Source organism: Paraclostridium sp., from assembly GCF_051656405.1.
In the GTDB taxonomy this organism is placed as follows: Bacteria; Bacillota; Clostridia; order Peptostreptococcales; family Peptostreptococcaceae; genus Paraclostridium.
In genome coordinates, this window is the sequence record NZ_JBOGBV010000053.1 from 51,287 (window position 1) to 69,810 (window position 18,524).

Genomic DNA, 18,524 nt, shown 5'->3' on the forward strand with positions numbered 1-18,524 from the left:
AATTTTAATTATACGTACATTATAATTAAATTAGCAATTATTATAATTTTTTACACATATCAGGAGGTATTTATGGTTCAAATATATAAGGGGAATATATTATTCACGAAAATTAAAGATAAATTTGAAATAATAGCAAATGGTTTTATAATAGTTGAAAATGGAAAAATATTAAATTTATTTAAAAACTTACCAAGTGAATATCAAAATTTTGAAGTTATAGATTTTAGTGATAATTTAATAATTCCAGGAATGAATGATTTGCATTGTCACGCCCCTCAATTTAGAAATTTAGGAATGGCTATGGATAAAGAGTTAATACCTTGGCTTGATAATTACACATTCCCTGAAGAAAGCAAATTTAAAAGCATAGAATATGCAGATAAAGTTTATAAAAATTTCATAAAAGAGGTTTGGAGACATGGAACCACTAGAATAGCTGTTTTTGCCACTGTTCATAAAGAGTCTAGCATAAGACTTATCGATTTATTTAAGCAAAGCGGGCTTGGTGCTCTTGTGGGAAAAGTCAATATGAATATAAACTGCACAAACGACTTATTAGAAAGCACAAAAAAATCAATTTCTGATACTGAGTATATATTAGAAAACTATTATAATGATAATGCACTGGTTAACCCTATAATTACACCAAGATTTATACCTAGCTGTAATAGTAAACTTTTAAAATCATTAGGAGATTTAGCAATTAAGTACAATATACCTACTCAATCTCATCTCTCTGAGAATTTAGGAGAAATAGATTGGGTTAGACAACTTCAGCCAGAATCTGAATTTTATGGAGATGCTTATAATAGATTTAACTTGTTTGGTCAAACTAAAACTTTAATGGCTCATTGTGTTTATTCTTGCGATAAAGAATTAGAACTTATGAAAAAAAACAACGTCTTTGCAGTTCACTGTCCGAATTCAAACTTAAATTTAGGAAGTGGTATTATGCCTGTTAGAAAATTTTTAGATAATGATATTAATATAGCACTAGGCTCAGATATTAGTGGAGGTCATGATTTATCTATATTCAAAGTTATGGTAAATGCTATACAGTGTTCTAAACTTTTATGGGTTAATTCAGATAATCAAGTAGATTTCTTAACTCTTTCAGAGGCTTTTTATATGGCTACAAAATGTGGCGGAAGCTTCTTTGGAAAAGTCGGTAGTTTTGAAAAAGATTATGATTTTGACGCCTTGATTTTAGATGATAGCAATTTAAATCCTGAAAGTTATAGCTTAATTGAAAGGTTAGAAAGATTTATATATATAGGTGATGATAGAAATATAATTCATAGATATGTCAGAGGAAAAGAAATCTCAGCCCCTAAATTTTATTAAATTTTACATATATTTTCTACTATTAAAAAACTCTAAAAGTAAATACTATGTGTAAATAAACTATTTATAGTTTATTTAAATATAACTTAAAGGAGTTTTTATATGTCAAAATTCACAGGCGTAGTTAAATGGTTTGATAACGATAGAGGCTATGGATTTATATCAGCTAACGATGGAAACGATGTTTTTGTTCATTTCTCTAATGTTAAGGAAAATGGACATTGTAAGGATTTACATGAAGGAGAAGAAGTAGGTTTTGATGTAATAGATGAGCCAAAAGGTTTATCCGCTATAAACGTTCATAAAATGTAAATAAAAAATTCTTACTGTATAATATATGTTACAGTAAGAATTTTTTTGTTGCAATCTTCGTTTTTTTCTAGTGTCTATTGTGAATTTTATCTGATATATCATTTTTTATACTATCTATCTTGTTTTTAGTATCTTCTATTTTATTTTTCGTATCATCAACTTTATTATTAACTTTATCTTTTTTATTGTTTATATCTCTATCTATTTCATTAACTTTATCTTTGGCATTATTTACATCTTTATCTGCTTTATTTATTTTATCACTTACTTTATCTTTTGCACTATCTGCTTTATTTTTTGCTGTGTTTAACTTATCTGATGCTGAATTCACTTTATCTGTAGCATTATCTATTTTAGAATTTACTTTATGTCTAGCTGAATTAACATCTCCTCTAGCACTACTTATTTTGCTATTTGCATCATTAATTTTAGAGTCTAACCCTGCAGTTAAATCTCCTGCTGAATCCAACGCATTATTTGCATCTTTTAATGTAGATTTGGCAGAATCAACTTTATCAGAAAAACTATGTGCAAATTCAGTTAAAGAACTTATATGAGAATCTGTATCCAGTTCATCAAATTTATCTCTTATTTTTCCTGCTACATCAATATCTACGCTACTTTCCTCAGTAGTTGTTTTTTCTTCCTTTTTTTCTTTTATATTATCATTTGAACAACCTGTTAAAATCATAGTAGAAATTAATGCAGTCATCAAAAATATTCTCTTTTTCATAATTTCCTCCTTATTTACTTAGAATTCTAACCTTTTTTTACTATTTCATTATTTTACTACATTTTTTTCATTTTGTATACAATTAAATTAATTTATTTTTATTATTTTAATATAACTAAGTTTCATAGGCTATACACTTTTTTAGTAATCAGAATTTTCCTAAACGTAAAAAAAGTCGATTATTTAAAATCGACTTTTTCTGTATATAAAGTTTTAATATATTTTTCCTGGATTTAATATATTCTTAGCATCAAACGCTAATTTTATATTTTTTATTATATCCATATATGATTCACTTTGAGATTCACTTAAATATTCTTTTTTTGCATATCCAATTCCATGCTCTCCTGAAACTTGGCCTCTAAGTTCTCTAGATTTTTCATACATCTTTTCAAAAGCTTCTTTTAGCTTTGTATCCCATTCAGATTTATTTAATTCATCTCTTAATATATATATGTGTAAGTTTCCATCTCCTGCATGCCCAAAACTTTTAATTCTTACATTCAATGTCTCTTGAAGTTCATTTGTAAACTTTATAAATTCTGCAACTTTATCTCTTGGGACAACAACATCACATTCATCCATTTCAGTTGTAGTTGCTTTTATAGCTTCTAAAAATGCACCCCTAGCTGACCATATAGATTCATTTCTTTCTTGCGTATCTGAGATAAATACATCATAAGCTCCACACTCTAAACAAAGTTTTGCCACTTGGTCATATGCCTTTTCAATTTCTTCCTTACTATTTCCATCAAATTTTAACAATAAATATGCATCTGATGTATTATCTGGGAATTTTTTACCTAAAAATTCTTCTGCCGCAAGTATAACATCTCTTTCCATAAATTCAATAGCAGTTGGAATACACTTAGATTTTATTATCTTAGGAACTGTATCAATTGCTGTTCCTAAATCTGGGAATGGAATAAGTAAACTTATATCCTTTTTAGGTAATGGCAATAATTTAAGTATAGCTTTAGTTACTATTCCTAAAGTCCCTTCTGATCCAACTAATAAATCTTTTATACTATAACCTGAACTGTTTTTTACAACTTTTCCTCCAACATTAATTACTTCTCCATTTGCAAGTACAACTTCCAATCCTCTTACATAGTCTCTTGTAACTCCATATTTAACAGCTCTCATTCCTCCTGCATTGGTGTTTATATTTCCACCAATTGTTGCACTTTTTTCTCCTGGATCTGGAGGATAAAATAGATCTTTTTCACTTACATATTGACCTATAGTCATAAGTAATACCCCAGGTTCTACTGTTAATGTTAAGTTTTCTTCATCTAACTCTATTATTTTATTCATTTGACTTAAATTTATCATTATTCCACCATAAATAGCTACAGCGGCCCCCACTAATCCAGTTCCTTGTCCTCTTGGCGTTACAGGTATATTATTTTCATATGCATATTTCATTATTTTAGAAACTTCTTCTGTGCTGTGAATATTTACTAAAACTTCAGGGTATTTTTCAACTCCTCCTAATTCATCATGAGAGTAATCTTCATTTATTTCCTCTCCTACTAAAATATTTTCAACTCCACATACGCTTTTTAAGAATTCAATATCTTTTTCATCTATTTTTTTATACATTGTATTTTCCCCCGATCCTTATTCTAATGTAGCTACAACTTCATCCATTACTTCATAATCATTTGATTTTTCAAGTTCTAAATCCTTAATAAGTCTAGGTATTACATCATATACATCTCCTACAATTGCATAATGAGCTGTATCAAAAATAGGAGCTTTTTCATCTTTATCTATAGATATTATACACTCTGATCCATTCATACCTGCAACAAACTGTATAGCTCCTGATACCCCACAAGTTATTATTAACTTAGGCTTTACAGTTCTACCACTTAATCCAATTTGTTTTTTAGCATCTATCCATCCAGATTCTACTAAAGGTCTTGTTCCTGCAACTTGCCCTCCTAGTAAATCAGCTAATTTATATAGCATTTCCATGTCTTCTTTTTTCTTAATAGCTCTACTTCCAACTATTATAACTTCTGCATCTTCTATTCCTACTTCTTTAGTTTTATTGTTAATTTCTAAAACCTCTATATCAGATTTCAATTTATTTTCATCTATATTGCATAAAGTAACCTTACCTGTTGGATGGTCAACTTTTTCTGGAGCTGAAAATATTTTATATCTAACTGTAGCAAACTGTGGTCTATGATTTGGTGTATGTATATGTGCCATTATATTACCACCAAAAGCAGGTCTTATTTGGTCTAAATCAGTATTTTCTTGAACATCAAGTATTGTACAATCTGCTGTTAGTCCAGTTTTAAATCTAGCTGCAAGCCTTGGAGCTAAACTTCTACCAATTGTAGTTCCTCCAAATAGTAATATAGTTGGTTTTACTTCTTTTATAAAATCCTCTACGCATGCAGTATATGGCTCAATCTTAAATTCTTTTAAATCTTTGTAATCATATACAAATACATTGTCTACACCATAAGAAAGTAATGCATCTGTTTTGTCTTCTAAATTACTTCCAACAAATATACAGTAAACCGGTTGATTTATTTTCTTTGCCATTTCTTTAGCTTTTCCTATTAATTCAAATGTTACAGGATGGATATCTCCCTCATGATGATCAACATATACTGCTATACCCTTCCATTTATCTTTATCTATTTTTATAACTTCATCTTCTACGAATTCAAATACACCCTTTGGTCCAGTTTTTACACATATCTTACACATTTTACACCCTGCACCAATTTCTAATTTTCCATCATTTAGCTCTATAGCACCAAAAGGACATATGTCTAATACTTTTTTCATTTCTGTAACTTTGTCTTGATTTATAACTATTTTAGCCACTTTAAATTCCCCCTTATATTAATTTTAGCTCTTTTATTTTATTTAATAATAAAGATGATACTTCTTCACCAGTCCAAGTTTCTTTTTCTACATTTGAAGTAGGTGGGAAAATTTTTAAAACTTGAGTTGGAGATCCATTTAATCCATAATTTTTTTCATCTTTGTCTTCAAAATCATTAAGGCTAATCATTGGTATTTCTCTATCTTTAGTTTCAAGTTTTAATTTAAAAGAAGGTAATCTTGGTTGGAAAATCTCTTTTTCAACTGTTATTAAACAAGGAAATTTAATTTCACAAATTTCACGAGTATTAGGCATATCTACTTCTACTACTATACTTTTTTCTTTAGTTTCAATTAATTTTGTTACATTTGTTACATGAGGTATATTTAAAAACTCAGCTATTTCTGGTCCAACTTGCGCAGTATCCCCATCAGTTGTTTGCTTACCACAAATAATTAAATCAGTATTCCCTAGCTTTTTAATTCCTTGTGAAATTGTATATGAAGTTGCAAGTACATCAGCTCCTGCAAATTTTCTATCACTCACTAATGAACCCTCATCAGCACCCATCATGAATGCTTCTTGAATTACTTGTTTTGCTTGTGGTGGCCCCATACTTAAAACTTTTATTTTAGCATCATTTTCTTTTTTAATTCTTAATGCTGTTTCAAGAGCGTACAAGTCATATGGATTCATTTTAGAATCGACTCCATCTCTTTTTAAAACCCCTGTCTTTTCATCTACTTCTACTTCAGATGTTCCTGGAACTTGTTTTATACATACTAATATTTCCATATTGCTTCCCCCTTTACTTTACTATCACTGATACTCCATCAGGTATAACAGCTATTTTTGAGTTTTTACCTTTTATGTCAAAAGCCATTTTTAAAGCTTCATCAAAACTATGTGCATGTTTCATGTGCATATTTTTAATCATATTAGGGTCACATAAGTTTGTAACCATTATCACTGTAAACTTTTCTAGAATTCTTGCTAATATTTGAAACTCCCATTGGTCTGGAATAGTTTTATCTTTGGAAATTTTTCTTACTTTCTCTAATATTTCACTAGGTGAAGATGCATTTGCTACGCTATCATAAAAAGATTGACCTCCATGGCCATCATTACATGCAGATATCATAATTATTACTCCACCGTCTTTGCATGTAGCCTCTGCTGCAGTCATCCCTTTTACAGTTTGATATATATTTTGATCTAATGGATAACCTCCATTTGTACTAACTACAATGTCAGCATCAACTTTATCAACTTTTGATAATTTAGTTACAAATTCACAGCCTACCTCATGAGCTTCTTTAACATCTCCTGCAAAGGCACCTATAACTTTTTTATCTTTATCTATGACTACATTTAAAATAAAGTCTAAATTAACGCTTTGCGCTGCATACAACATATCTCTATGAATCGGATTGTTTTTTAGGTTTCCTGTTCTAGCATAAGGACTATCTATAAATTCAGAACAGTGATTATACATTATCGTTTTCGCAGATGCAACTCCTGGAAGGACGCTTTTTCTTCCACCTGAAAACCCTGCAAAGAAGTGTGGTTCTATGAATCCTTCAGCTATTAATAAATCAGTTTCTATAATTGCTTTATTTACAATTAAGTCTCCTCCAGATGGAAGCGTTCCAACTTTGACCATAGATTGTTCATCTGTTGAAAAGTGCATAATTATTTGCTCATTATCCACTATTTCTTCTCCCATTTTATATATAAGTTCTTCTCTTGTACTCGGTCTATGAAACCCTGTCGATATTATTATTTTTATATCTATATCAGGATTTGAATTTCTTATCTTTTTAAGCATTATAGGTAACGTTATCCTACTTGGTACAGGTCTAGTATGATCGCTAGTTATTATAACCATGCTTTGTTTCCCCTTAACTAGATCTTCTAATTTTTCACTTCCTATAGGATTATCTAAAGCTTGTTTTACTATCTCACCTTCACTTAATCGAGATTTAAAATCATGAGCTTTGGATTGCAAAACTTTTATCATGTTTTCATCTGGTATATTTATGTTCATACCAGTTTTTGAATAAGGTACTTTTAACTCCATTTATGCCCCCTCCTCTTGAAATGCAGCGCTACTTAGTAGCGTATAGTTTTAGGTTTGTTTAATCGTTTTCCTACTTTTTATCAACATTGGTATTATGGTCATACCAGTTTGTAATTTCATGATAGTAAATTTTCTAAAGATTTACAAGCATTGTTTTTATTTTAACAAAATATATATTATTATTTGATTTTTAATTTACTTTTTTATTCATTTTTAAATTGATAAATATCTTCAAATAAAAAAATATAGATTTCTAAATTTAGAAATCTATATTTTTTCCATAGTAAATTTTATTAAGTCTAAGTGCTCTTTCATGTATTTGTATGCACTTTCAGGATCTCTATCTATGATAGCATCACAGATTTTTCTGTGTTGTGAATTTAAAGTTTCTTCTTCATGGTAAAATTCTACTATCTTTTGTCTCGAATTTATAATAAAATTTTCTAATAAATTTAATGATATTGTATATAAACTTTTTATCAAAAAGTTCTTACTCATGCAAGTAATTTTATAATGTATTTCTTTATCAATTTCGCCTTTATTATAAATTTCATCTTTTTTTGTCAATCTTTGTGAAATCATTTTCAACTCTTCAAGTTCTTCGTCTGTCCCTCTTATAGCTGCTAATTTAACTGCTTCTAGTTCTATCATCTGTCTTAATTCGATTATATCTTTATAGTCTCCATTATTTAAAGTAAACATCATCGATAAAGGTTGCATTAATGATGTTTCAATTTTATTACAAATAAAATTCCCTTCACCTTGTCTACTTTCTATTATCCCCATAGTTTCTAAAACTCTAAGCGCTTCTCTTATCGATGTTCTACTTACTCCCATTTTTTGAGATAATTCACGTTCTGACATTAGCTTATCTCCGTTTTTAAGCTTTCCTTCTAATATCATATTTTGTATCTGATTTATAACTTGTTGATATATCTTTTCATTAGTTATATTATTAAACAATTCAATATCTCCTTATATTTAAGTATTTCATTTATATTATACTATAAAAAAATTTGATTTGCTTGAACGACTTTTTAATATTGATATATACATTTTTAAAAAATAAAAGATGCTATTTAAAATAATTTCAAATAGCATCTTTCATTTTTTCTAATTTTCATTAAATTCTATTATAAATATAACGGAGTTTTTTCCGTTTTTTATATTATATTTAAACCCGTGCTCTCTAAGTATTTGACTTACTATATAAAGCCCCAATCCACTTCCTCCAGTTTTTCTATTTCTTGATTTTTCTACTCTATAAAATGGTTTAAATAATTTATCTTTATGTTTTTCATCTATTGTAATACCTGTATTTTCTATCTCTAAAATTGCATTTTCTTTCTTGTATAAACGTATTAGCAAGTCCGCATTTTCCGGTGAATACTTAATAGCATTGTTTATTAAATTATTTATAGCTTTTGCTATTCTCTCTTCATCCGCATTTATAAATATTTCACTTTGATATTTTACATCTAATTTCAATTCTTTCTCTTCAATTAAGTACATTTGTCTTTTTATAAGCTTGTTTATTAAATTATTTAAATCAAATTCTTTAGTTTCAGATTTTTTTTCCAAAATTTCAAATTTAGATACCTGAATCATTTCTTCAACTAAAGTTTTTAATTCTTGAGTCGAGTCATATGATTTTTGCAAGTATGTATCACGATCTTTATATTTACCAATATTGTAAATCATACCTTCTAATTGTCCACTTATAATGGTTATTGGTGTTTTTAGTTCATGAGATATAGTTGCTATAAACTCTTTTCTTTTAGCTTCTTGCATTCTTTCACTTTCAATTATATCAATAAGAGGTTTTGTTACCCATTTTGAGAATGCATATGAAGTTATTATAGATAATACTATAGCAACACCTATTATTATAGGCATTAAATCTAATATTACAGTAGTTGCTTCATCTACTGGTTGAAGCGGCATACTTATATCCAAATAATATGGGGCATTACTGTCTCTTATGTACAAAGCTACCGTTTTTTGATAGTTGTCATAAGAGTCACTAATATTATTAGAATATGGCAAAAATGAAAGTTCTTTATTTCCATATTCAACTTTTCCATTTGAGTCTCTTAATAATACCCCTACATTTTCATGTTGTGAAATTTTATATAAATGTTGTTTTAATCCCTCTAAGTCATCTCTTCTTGATCTAGCTGCTAAAACTGTCAATCTATCATTTAAAGACTCCACCTTGTATTTTTCATAATATGGAGGTAATAAGAAGTATAAAATTAGGTATATAGTTACTATAAGCCCGATAGATAATGTTGTTATTATTAAAAATATTTTTGTACTTATAGCTAATTCTTTCCATTTGTTTCTAATTCTTATCAAGACTGTATCCTATTCCTTTCACTGTTTTTATATATTGAATTCCGATTTTTTTTCTTATATTTTTTATATGAGCATCTACAACTCTAGTATCTCCATAGTAATCATAACCCCATACACTATCTAATAAATTCTCTCTAGTAACTACGTGAGGATAATTTTCTATTAAAGTCTTTAGTATGTTAAATTCTTTTAATGTCAATTCTATTACTTCATTATCTAAGAACGCTTGATATGTGTTTAAATCTAAACTTAACTTTTCAAAAGTTAATGTATTAGACTCATTGTATTTGGTACTTCTTCTTAAAACAGCCTCTACTCTTTTCATTAATAAAGTAAATGAAAAAGGTTTTGTTATATAATCATCGCACATTAACTCAAATCCTTTAACTTGATCACTCTCTTGATTTAATGCCGTTAAAAATATTATAGGTACATCTGAACTTTGTCTTATCATCTTGCATACAGCATGTCCATCTAAATTAGGCATCATTACATCTAGTATAACCAAATCAAATCCACCTTTTTTAAAGGCTTGTATACCCTCTATTCCATCATTTGCATATTCTACACTATATCCTTCTGCACTTAAAAATTCTACTATCAATTCTTGTATATTACTATCATCTTCTATTACTAATATATTTTTATTTTTCATCATAAATCTCCTCTAAATTTCAAAATCACTTATACATATATTATAATTTACATATGAATTTTCTATGAATATATTTTTTTATATTGTACAAAATTAGTTTATATATAAATTTTAGCATAAAAAATATGAGTATAAAAATAATTCATATTATTTTTATACTCATATTTTACTTTCTTTACTTCGTTATATTTATATATTTTTTAGTACTTATTATATAAAAAATTAAGTATATAAAGCTAAATATAATCAAAGATACTCCTATAAGTTCTAAATGATCTGAGTTAAACATAGAATTAACAGCATATCCTGCGACAATACCATGTATAGACCCAACTATAACAGGAAGTATGAAAAATATTCCTAATTGTTTAAATACTGCTTTATTTATATATTCTTGACTTACTCCAATTTTTCTTAAAGTATTAAACCTTTCTTTATCTATACTAGCATCTTGAATACATTTAAAATACATTATACTGCCTAGCGATACTGTAAATACAAGTGCTAAGAAGCAACCTACAAAATATACTCCATTTATAGCATAATATGCACTTTTATCAAATTGATCAGCACTGTAAATTTCATTTTTTGAATTTTCTCTCATGTATTGAGCTATTGAGTTAGTATTTTCAAATTTTTTAAGTGTAATGGCTTTAAAATATAATTCTTTTTTATTTAACTTAGTTTTTAATTTTTCGTAATCATTATCATTTAAGACTAGTGTACCATTAGCTGATTCTCCCATTATATTAGAAGGTATATTTTTATTTATTTTTATTGATTCATTATTTATTTTTAAATTATCATTTATTTTAAATGCATTCATAACTCTTGTGTCTATTAATAAAATTGCCTCACCTTTTTGTGGTTTGTTTTTTTCTATATCTTTCTCATGTTTTACTTTTCCATGTTTTAATAACTTTTCTATATCTGAATATTTAGCTAAATACACATCATTTATATACATACTTAAATTTGATTTGTATGGAATTAAATCTACAGTAGTTTCATCCTTAACATCTTCATTGCCTAAATTCACAGCCATATCTAAAGCCTTATCATCATCTTTATTTTCACTTGTATAATATATACTATATGGGTATTCATTTTCAAATCCTGACGAAAAACACGAACTCATACAAAATGCAACCATGATGCAAGTCAAACTACAAGCTATTAATATCGCAGCTTGAGCTAAAGTTTTATTATTATCTTTTATTCTAAAAATAATATTATTATAACTTACAATGTTTGTTTTTGAGTATAATCTTTTTTTATTTTTTATAATATTTCTTATAAAAATCGAGAAAAATCCTCTGAATAAAAAATGAGTTCCTATAATAGTCATGATTACCGTTGCCATTATAGCTATCGGAAATGCCACATTAGCTTCTTTATATTTTAATATTAGTAAGTATCCTAGAAGAATTATTATAAATCCTACGACTCCTTTAGTATTGTTTAACTTGTTATTTTCTAATTGGTATATTTTTTTTGCATTTATAAGTTTACTTATATCTGTTTTTATTAAACAAATATATTCTTTTATAAAAACACCGATTAATATAATCAAAAATATTAATAAAGTCTGAATTACTGATATAAAATCTATTTCAAAATTTATTACTTTATTTACATAAGATAATTTAACTAAAATCATTAAAAATATCTTATTCAAAAGTATTCCAATTCCCATGCCAATTATCATTGATATTAATCCAATTATAAGTGCTTCCAATGAAAACATAAGTGCAATCTGCTTATTTTCAACACCCATAAATGTGTATATTCCAAACTCTTTTTTTCTTTGTTCTATAAAAAATTTACTTGAGTAAGAAATAAAAAATATAAAGAAAAACATTAGAACAAAAGCGCACATTCCTCCTGCCATAGACACTACATTTAAGTCTTTTATTTCAGTGAATTGTTTGCTTGAAATTAAAGTTATGAAATTGTAAAATACAGCAATTGAGAAAACCATAGAAAAAATATAAACTCCATAGTTTTTTATACTTTGTCTTATATTCATTAAACTTAGCTTAAATAAATTCACTTACTTCACCTCCCATAGAAGTTAATAAGTTCATTATTTGCTTAAAGAAATCTTTTCTATTTCCATTACTATCTATTCTAGTGTTTAACCTACCATCTTTTATGAAAATAATTTTATCTGAGTAACTTGCTGTAAATGCATCATGTGTAACCATTATTATAGTTACATTAAATTTTTTATTCATCTCTTTTAAACAATTTAAAAGTTCTGATGCAGATTTTGAATCTAATGCTCCTGTAGGTTCATCCGCAAATATAATAGATGGTGAAGTTATTATGGCTCTTGCTGCTGCAACTCTTTGTTTTTGTCCACCTGATAATTCATATGGATAGCTTTTTAAATGTTTTTTTATACCAAAGAAACTAGCTAGTTTTTCAACCTCTTTTTGTATTTTATCAGGCTTTTCGTTTGCTATAACAAGAGGTAGTGCTATATTGTCTTCTATGCTCATGTTATCTAACAAATTATAGTCTTGAAATATAAAACCTATATTATCACGTCTAAACCTAGATAATTCTTTATTTTTTAAAGAATGAACATCTTCATTATCATAGTAAACTTTTCCTTCACTAGGTCTATCAATAGTAGACATTATATTTAAAAGCGTAGTTTTTCCTGCTCCCGAAGGACCCATAATACTTATAAATTCTCCATCTTTGACCTCTAAGTTTATATTTTCTAGAATTTTAAATGTATTTTTATTATTTTTAATACTTTTATTTAAATTTATTACTTTTAACATACCTTACCCTCCAAATTGTAATTATTTTATACTTATATTGTATAAGCTAATTACCTTGTAATCTATCCATCTACATTACAGTTCAGAGGCTTAATATTACACTTATGTAACATTGAAGTAATCTGATAATTTATAGAATGTTATACATACATTACAAAATTCATTTTCCTTTGATTCTATACTTATATCATGGCTTAATTTATTTAATATTTTTTTTGATATATATAATCCCATTCCTGTAGATTTGGTTATTTCGTTATGTTTGCCTACATAACCTTTATCAAATACTCTATTTATATCCTCTGTTTTTATACCAATTCCATTATCCTTAATGTGAAGTTCTATTCCAATTTCTGAATTTTGTAAGTAAATTTCTACAACACCATCTTCTTTAATATATTTACATGAATTATTTATTATTTGTTCAATTATGTGCATTAACCATTTTTTATCACTTAACACGTTATAATTTAAATTTCCTATTCTTAACTCTATCTTATTGTATATAAATAAATATTTATTTTTTTTTATAATTTCTTTTACTATTTTTTCTAAATTTATTTCCTCTATTAAAAAGTTGGAACTGTAATCTCCACTTTTACTAATATATAGAGCTTGTTGAACTAAATTGTCAATTCGTTTAAGTTCAATATTTATTTGTTTGTGTAACTCATAATTACCAAAATATTTGTTTTCTAGCTCTTTTACTCTTTGACTAATAATTTCTAAAACAGCAATAGGAATTTTAATCTCATGTATCCATTTAGTCATATAGTCATTTATTTCTTCAATTTCTTTTTTCAAACTTTCTACTGTATTTTCATTTTCTAATAATTTGTTATCTATAACTTCTTTTAATTTATTATTTTTAAATTCTCGTGTTTTATTATTATTTATATATTCAAATAAGCTTTTATAGTTTTTTATGTATAAACGATATCCTAATATAAAAAAAGCAATACATACAGTTAAAATCATCGTATCTATATAAATTAAACTATTCAAAACCTTTTCTAATCTAAGATCTGCAATTATATTTATATTAACTATAACCACTATAAATATAACTAAGTATATAGATAGTTTAACTTGTTTTATATAACTTTTTAAATTCATTGTATATAATACCCCTGACCTTTTTTAGTAACTATAAAATCACTCAAACCTATATTCTCTAAAGTTTTTCTAAGCCTATTTATATTTACAGTTAAAGTATTTTCACTTATAAACTCTTCGCTATCCCATAATTCTTCTATTATTGTATCTCTACTAACTATACTTCCTTGATTGTTCATTAATATATTAATTATTTTAAACTCATTTTTACTAAGTTCAACAAACTGATCATTAAAATAAATCTTACTTTCTAAAATATTTAAAATTACATCTTTATATTTTACAATATCAGATTTTAAGGAATTGTTGTATGAGTATGTTCTTCTTAATATAGCTTGTACTTTTGCAACTAATACCTGAGTTGAGAAAGGTTTTATTATATAGTCATCGGCTCCCATATTTATAGACATAACAATATCCATATCGTTATCCCTAGATGAAATAAATATTATCGGTACTTTTAATATATTTCTTATTTTATTGCACCAGTAAAATCCATCATAAAATGGTAAATTTATATCCATCAATACCAACTTAGGATTTATTGCTATAACTTCTTCTGCTATATTATCCAAATTTTTTGCTTCATGTGTCCTATATCCCCATTTACTTAAACACATATGAATTTCTCTACTTAATGCTTTGTCATCTTCTACTAAAAAAATGTCAATCATAATACCCTCCTTTTAAAACATAATATATATTTTGCCAATTATATATTATAGCACACTTTAAAATTTCATAATTTGATATAATATTCATAGTTATGATAATATATTGTAATAAAATTTACTTAAAATAAAATGAGGTAATAATATGATTATTTTTAATACGTTTATAGAAAGCTTTTTAAATTTAGCTAGTATTTTAGGAGTTTTTATAGTGTTTGGTATTTTATTAAACTTAATTGAATCTAAAAATAATGAACTCATACAAAACTCACTTGGAATAAACTTTATAGTATTTACTGGTTTTATAGGAACTGTAGTTCATGAGTTAAGCCATATGCTAATGGCGTTTATATTTAACCATAAAATAGTTAAAGTTGAATTGTTTAGACCACTTAAATATAAGGAAGATGGAGTCTTAGGATATGTAAAACATACTTATAATTCTAGTAACCTATATCAACAAATTGGGAATTTCTTTATAGGCATTGCTCCCATGCTTTTCGGTACTTTGTCTATATGGATACTTTTAATTTTATTTTCTAATGATACATACCAAATCCTTACAAATAATATACACATTGATTTATATATTAAATACCTTGAGTCAACTGACTATTTAAAAGTTTTTAATCTTTTAATTAATGATACTTTATTAATATTAAAGAGTATGTTATCACTAAAATATTTAGCTGATTTTAAACACTTAATTATGCTATTTTTCATATATTCCATAGCTACACATATGAGTTTAAGTTTAGCTGATTTAAAAGGAAGCTTTAAAGGTTTTGTAGTGTGTTTTATTACTGTTTTTATATTTACTCTTTTTATCAATGTATTTAATCAAGCTAACTTTTTTAAAAACATTTTGATATTTAAGTTTAATGTTTATGTTTTTTTATTTTTAACTGTAGGTTTAATTTTTTCATTATTAACACTTTTTGTATCATTTTTGATAAATATTATAAAAAATTCACTTTGTTCATGACGCCAACGATCTTAAAAAGCAGATCCGTTGCTCAAGTTTATCAGTTATAAATTATATTTATCCATAATTCAGGATAAAGTATAATTTCCATAAGAATAAAAAGGTGAGTAATTGTTATAATATAGAAAATAATATATAATGATATTTCGTATTTTAAAGTTTAGAAAGGGTTGATATTTTGGAATTAATATTGATTTTAATAGCATGTATATTAGGATTTATGTTTATTAAATATTTATTTAAAAAGGTTATGCTATGTTTGTTCATTTTAGCTTGTTCAGGGGGAGTAAGCTTTATATACAAAATTCCATATAGTATAAGTGTTTTTTTAGTTTCAGTAATAATTTATTCATTTTATTCTATTTTCTCAGAAATGAAAAATATGGGCTGTAAGCTTTTTAAATCGCGAAAATTATATTTAGATGGTTGGTCTGAAAAATTAGTAGATTTACTATTTAGTATAAATTACATAGTTTTTATGATTACTTCTTATATGATATTTATGAGAATGAGTTTTTCTATGATAGATATATTTGAGTTAGGTATAGCCTTTTTTATAACATTGTTATGTATATGGATAGTTGGTCATAGTAAAAATTTTGTTTTAAAATTTATAAGGCCTAAAGAGTTTGAAATATAGATTAAATATAAAAAAGCAGGTAAATACTATTTACCTGCTTTTTTATATTTAATCTATATTATGACACGCAACAAAATGCTCACCATCTGTTTTAATCATAATCGGTTCCTTTTGTTCACAAATCAAAGTTTTATACTTGCACCTAGTTCTAAACCTACAGCCAGAAGGTGGATTTATAGGGCTCGGTACATCTCCATCTAAAACTTCGCTTTTTGTTTTTTCTCCAATAATTGGAATACTACTTAATAAAGCTTTTGTGTATGGATGTCTAGGATTATTATATATATCTTCACTACTTCCGATTTCTACTATCTTACCTAGATACATAACTCCAACTCTATCAGATATATGTTTTACCATAGATAAATCATGTGCTATAAATAAGTAAGTTATACCTAACTCTTCTTGCAAATCTTCGAGTAAATTGATAACTTGAGCTTGTACTGAAACATCTAATGCTGATATAGGTTCATCACAAAATATAAAATCCGGCTTCACTGAAAGTGCTCTAGCAATTCCAATACGCTGTCTTTGTCCTCCACTAAACTCATGTGGATATCTGTTTGCATGCTCTTTTTTTAGTCCAACTTTTTCAAGCAGATTATATACAATATCTTTTTTCTCACTCTTAGAATAATTCGTATGTATATCTAATGGTTCACAAATGATTTCCATTACATTCATATTAGGATTTAAAGATGCATATGGATCCTGAAAAATTGTTTGTGTTCGTTTTCTAAATTCTTTTAAATGCTTTTCATTTTTTTTAGATATATTTTCTCCATCAAATAAAATTTCACCCTCTGTAACATCATATAATCTTATTAAAGTTCTTCCTAATGTAGATTTCCCACAACCACTTTCTCCAACCAATCCTAACGTTTCACCTTTTTTTATATAAAAACTAACATCATCTACAGCCTTAACTTCCTTTACATCTTTTTTTATTAAACCACTTTTTTGAATAAAATATTTTTTTAAATTTTTAACTTCTATTAAATTCATTTTTTCCTCCTGAATATTTCCAACAGTCTACTTTATGATTTTCATTAATTAGTTTTGTTTCAGGTCTTTCAATACACATGTCCATTTTTTCATTACATCTATCATAAAATGGACATCCCTTAGGAGGTTTTAGTAAATTTGGAGGTGTACCCTCTATAGATGTTAATCTTTCTTTTTTAGTGTTCACCCCTCTTGGAATTGATTTTAACAATCCTATGGTATATGGGTGCTTTGGATTTTCAAAAATCTCATCTACCGTCCCTATCTCCATTATTCTACCGCCATACATAACAACTACTCTATCACAAGTATTGTAAACTACTCCCAAATCATGTGTTATTAGCATTATAGAGCTATCTTTATCTTTATTTAAATCTTTTAAAAGATTTAGTATTTGAGCTTGTATAGTAACATCTAATGCTGTTGTTGGCTCATCAGCTATTAAAAGTTTGGGATTAGAACTTATAGCCATAGCTATACACACCCTTTGTCTCATTCCACCACTAAACTCATGTGGATACCTATTTACTCTATCTTCAGGTGATGGTATTCCTACTTTTCTTAAAATTTCAATAGATTTTTTTCTAGCTTCATTTTTATCTAAATGTTGATGCCTAATTATAATTTCTTGTATCTGATTTCCAACTGTTATAAGCGGATTTAGGGCAGTCATAGAATCTTGAAATATCATAGATATTTTATTGCCTCTTATTTTCCTCATATCTCTAGTACTTAATTTTAATAAATCTATTTCTTCAAAAAGTATTTCGCCATCTTTTATTTTTCCTGGTTTCTCTATAATTCTCATTATTGATTTTGATGTTATACTTTTTCCACTTCCACTTTCACCAACAATTCCAACAGTTTCTCCTTTAAATACATCAAAGCTAACATCCCTAACTGCTTCAACTTCTCCTTCTTGTGTAAAGAAAGAAGTTTTCAAGTTTTTGACTTCTAATATTTTTTCCACATT

The 18,524-nt window shown here is 26.7% G+C and carries 18 protein-coding genes; 4 read left to right on the forward strand and 14 right to left on the reverse strand.

What is annotated here, in order from left to right; genetic code table 11:
- The first annotated feature begins 72 nt into the window (after positions 1-72).
- Both ACRDDE_RS07315 and ACRDDE_RS07320 read left to right on the forward strand, forming a co-directional pair.
- On the forward strand, positions 73-1,347 hold the full coding sequence (locus ACRDDE_RS07315; protein WP_438626643.1) for an amidohydrolase family protein: 1,275 nt from the start codon (positions 73-75) through the stop codon (positions 1,345-1,347).
- A 102-nt stretch (positions 1,348-1,449) separates the two neighbouring features.
- A complete protein-coding gene (locus ACRDDE_RS07320) occupies positions 1,450-1,659 on the forward strand; it encodes a cold-shock protein (RefSeq protein ID WP_438626644.1) in 210 nt (69 codons plus the stop codon).
- A gap of 67 nt (positions 1,660-1,726) precedes the next feature.
- Here the strand turns inward: ACRDDE_RS07320 and ACRDDE_RS07325 are convergent, their stop codons facing one another.
- From ACRDDE_RS07325 to ACRDDE_RS07380, 12 genes are all read right to left on the reverse strand, one after another.
- Positions 1,727-2,392 carry a hypothetical protein gene (locus tag ACRDDE_RS07325; RefSeq protein ID WP_438626645.1) on the reverse strand — a complete coding sequence of 222 codons (666 nt, stop codon included), beginning with the start codon at positions 2,390-2,392 and terminating at the stop codon, positions 1,727-1,729.
- Between the two features lie 213 nt (positions 2,393-2,605).
- Positions 2,606-3,997, reverse strand: a complete 1,392-nt coding sequence (locus tag ACRDDE_RS07330; RefSeq protein ID WP_438626646.1) for an FAD-binding oxidoreductase — start codon at positions 3,995-3,997, stop codon at positions 2,606-2,608.
- A gap of 18 nt (positions 3,998-4,015) precedes the next feature.
- A complete protein-coding gene (locus ACRDDE_RS07335; RefSeq protein ID WP_438626647.1) occupies positions 4,016-5,245 on the reverse strand; it encodes an FAD-binding protein in 1,230 nt (409 codons plus the stop codon).
- 13 nt (positions 5,246-5,258) lie between these two features.
- Positions 5,259-6,041 (reverse strand): electron transfer flavoprotein subunit beta/FixA family protein, encoded by a 783-nt coding sequence (locus ACRDDE_RS07340; RefSeq protein ID WP_085282011.1) that lies wholly within the window; start codon positions 6,039-6,041, stop codon positions 5,259-5,261.
- A 13-nt stretch (positions 6,042-6,054) separates the two neighbouring features.
- A complete protein-coding gene (gene larA, locus ACRDDE_RS07345; RefSeq protein ID WP_438626648.1) occupies positions 6,055-7,326 on the reverse strand; it encodes a nickel-dependent lactate racemase in 1,272 nt (423 codons plus the stop codon).
- Positions 7,327-7,593: 267 nt separating this feature from the next.
- Complete coding sequence (locus ACRDDE_RS07350) at positions 7,594-8,289, reverse strand: FadR/GntR family transcriptional regulator (protein WP_438626649.1); 696 nt, start codon at positions 8,287-8,289, stop codon at positions 7,594-7,596.
- 150 nt (positions 8,290-8,439) lie between these two features.
- On the reverse strand, positions 8,440-9,684 hold the full coding sequence (locus ACRDDE_RS07355; RefSeq protein ID WP_438626650.1) for a sensor histidine kinase: 1,245 nt from the start codon (positions 9,682-9,684) through the stop codon (positions 8,440-8,442).
- The gene (locus tag ACRDDE_RS07360; protein ID WP_438626651.1) at positions 9,671-10,339 is read right to left on the reverse strand and encodes a response regulator transcription factor; all 669 of its coding nucleotides are present in this window, start codon (positions 10,337-10,339) and stop codon (positions 9,671-9,673) included. The genes ACRDDE_RS07355 and ACRDDE_RS07360 overlap by 14 nt, the downstream gene beginning before the upstream one ends.
- A 175-nt stretch (positions 10,340-10,514) precedes the next feature.
- A complete protein-coding gene (locus tag ACRDDE_RS07365) occupies positions 10,515-12,392 on the reverse strand; it encodes an FtsX-like permease family protein (RefSeq protein WP_438626652.1) in 1,878 nt (625 codons plus the stop codon).
- Positions 12,379-13,134, reverse strand: coding sequence for an ABC transporter ATP-binding protein (locus tag ACRDDE_RS07370; RefSeq protein WP_021433416.1), 756 nt, complete (start codon positions 13,132-13,134; stop codon positions 12,379-12,381). The genes ACRDDE_RS07365 and ACRDDE_RS07370 overlap by 14 nt, the downstream gene beginning before the upstream one ends.
- 102 nt (positions 13,135-13,236) lie before the next feature.
- Positions 13,237-14,250: a sensor histidine kinase gene (locus tag ACRDDE_RS07375; protein ID WP_438626653.1), complete on the reverse strand. Its 1,014-nt coding sequence runs from the start codon at positions 14,248-14,250 to the stop codon at positions 13,237-13,239.
- On the reverse strand, positions 14,247-14,924 hold the full coding sequence (locus ACRDDE_RS07380) for a response regulator transcription factor (RefSeq protein ID WP_438626654.1): 678 nt from the start codon (positions 14,922-14,924) through the stop codon (positions 14,247-14,249). The genes ACRDDE_RS07375 and ACRDDE_RS07380 overlap by 4 nt, the downstream gene beginning before the upstream one ends.
- Positions 14,925-15,066: 142 nt before the next feature.
- On the opposite strand from ACRDDE_RS07380, the gene ACRDDE_RS07385 reads away from it, so the two are divergent.
- Together ACRDDE_RS07385 and ACRDDE_RS07390 are read left to right on the forward strand one after the other, a co-directional pair.
- Complete coding sequence (locus tag ACRDDE_RS07385) at positions 15,067-15,906, forward strand: hypothetical protein (protein ID WP_438626655.1); 840 nt, start codon at positions 15,067-15,069, stop codon at positions 15,904-15,906.
- Between the two features lie 178 nt (positions 15,907-16,084).
- Positions 16,085-16,546, forward strand: a complete 462-nt coding sequence (locus tag ACRDDE_RS07390; RefSeq protein WP_438626656.1) for a hypothetical protein — start codon at positions 16,085-16,087, stop codon at positions 16,544-16,546.
- 48 nt (positions 16,547-16,594) lie between these two features.
- On the opposite strand, the gene ACRDDE_RS07395 is transcribed toward ACRDDE_RS07390, so the two are convergent.
- Positions 16,595-17,551: an ABC transporter ATP-binding protein gene (locus ACRDDE_RS07395; protein WP_438626657.1), complete on the reverse strand. Its 957-nt coding sequence runs from the start codon at positions 17,549-17,551 to the stop codon at positions 16,595-16,597.
- The gene (locus ACRDDE_RS07400) at positions 17,532-18,521 is read right to left on the reverse strand and encodes an ABC transporter ATP-binding protein (protein ID WP_438626658.1); all 990 of its coding nucleotides are present in this window, start codon (positions 18,519-18,521) and stop codon (positions 17,532-17,534) included. The genes ACRDDE_RS07395 and ACRDDE_RS07400 overlap by 20 nt, the downstream gene beginning before the upstream one ends.
- Positions 18,522-18,524 lie beyond the last annotated feature (3 nt).

Excerpts from the sequence above, each read along its gene's own strand:
- ACRDDE_RS07315 (WP_438626643.1), top strand. The coding sequence starts at position 73 with ATGGTTCAAATATATAAGGGGAATATATTATTCACGAAAATTAAAGAT.
- ACRDDE_RS07380 (WP_438626654.1), bottom strand. The coding sequence starts at position 14,924 with ATGATTGACATTTTTTTAGTAGAAGATGACAAAGCATTAAGTAGAGAA.
- ACRDDE_RS07330 (WP_438626646.1), bottom strand. The coding sequence starts at position 3,997 with ATGTATAAAAAAATAGATGAAAAAGATATTGAATTCTTAAAAAGCGTA.
- ACRDDE_RS07370 (WP_021433416.1), bottom strand. The coding sequence starts at position 13,134 with ATGTTAAAAGTAATAAATTTAAATAAAAGTATTAAAAATAATAAAAAT.
- ACRDDE_RS07375 (WP_438626653.1), bottom strand. The coding sequence starts at position 14,250 with ATGAATTTAAAAAGTTATATAAAACAAGTTAAACTATCTATATACTTA.
- ACRDDE_RS07360 (WP_438626651.1), bottom strand. The coding sequence starts at position 10,339 with ATGAAAAATAAAAATATATTAGTAATAGAAGATGATAGTAATATACAA.
- ACRDDE_RS07340 (WP_085282011.1), bottom strand. The coding sequence starts at position 6,041 with ATGGAAATATTAGTATGTATAAAACAAGTTCCAGGAACATCTGAAGTA.
- larA (WP_438626648.1), bottom strand. The coding sequence starts at position 7,326 with ATGGAGTTAAAAGTACCTTATTCAAAAACTGGTATGAACATAAATATA.
- ACRDDE_RS07395 (WP_438626657.1), bottom strand. The coding sequence starts at position 17,551 with ATGAATTTAATAGAAGTTAAAAATTTAAAAAAATATTTTATTCAAAAA.
- ACRDDE_RS07325 (WP_438626645.1), bottom strand. The coding sequence starts at position 2,392 with ATGAAAAAGAGAATATTTTTGATGACTGCATTAATTTCTACTATGATT.
- ACRDDE_RS07385 (WP_438626655.1), top strand. The coding sequence starts at position 15,067 with ATGATTATTTTTAATACGTTTATAGAAAGCTTTTTAAATTTAGCTAGT.
- ACRDDE_RS07320 (WP_438626644.1), top strand. The coding sequence starts at position 1,450 with ATGTCAAAATTCACAGGCGTAGTTAAATGGTTTGATAACGATAGAGGC.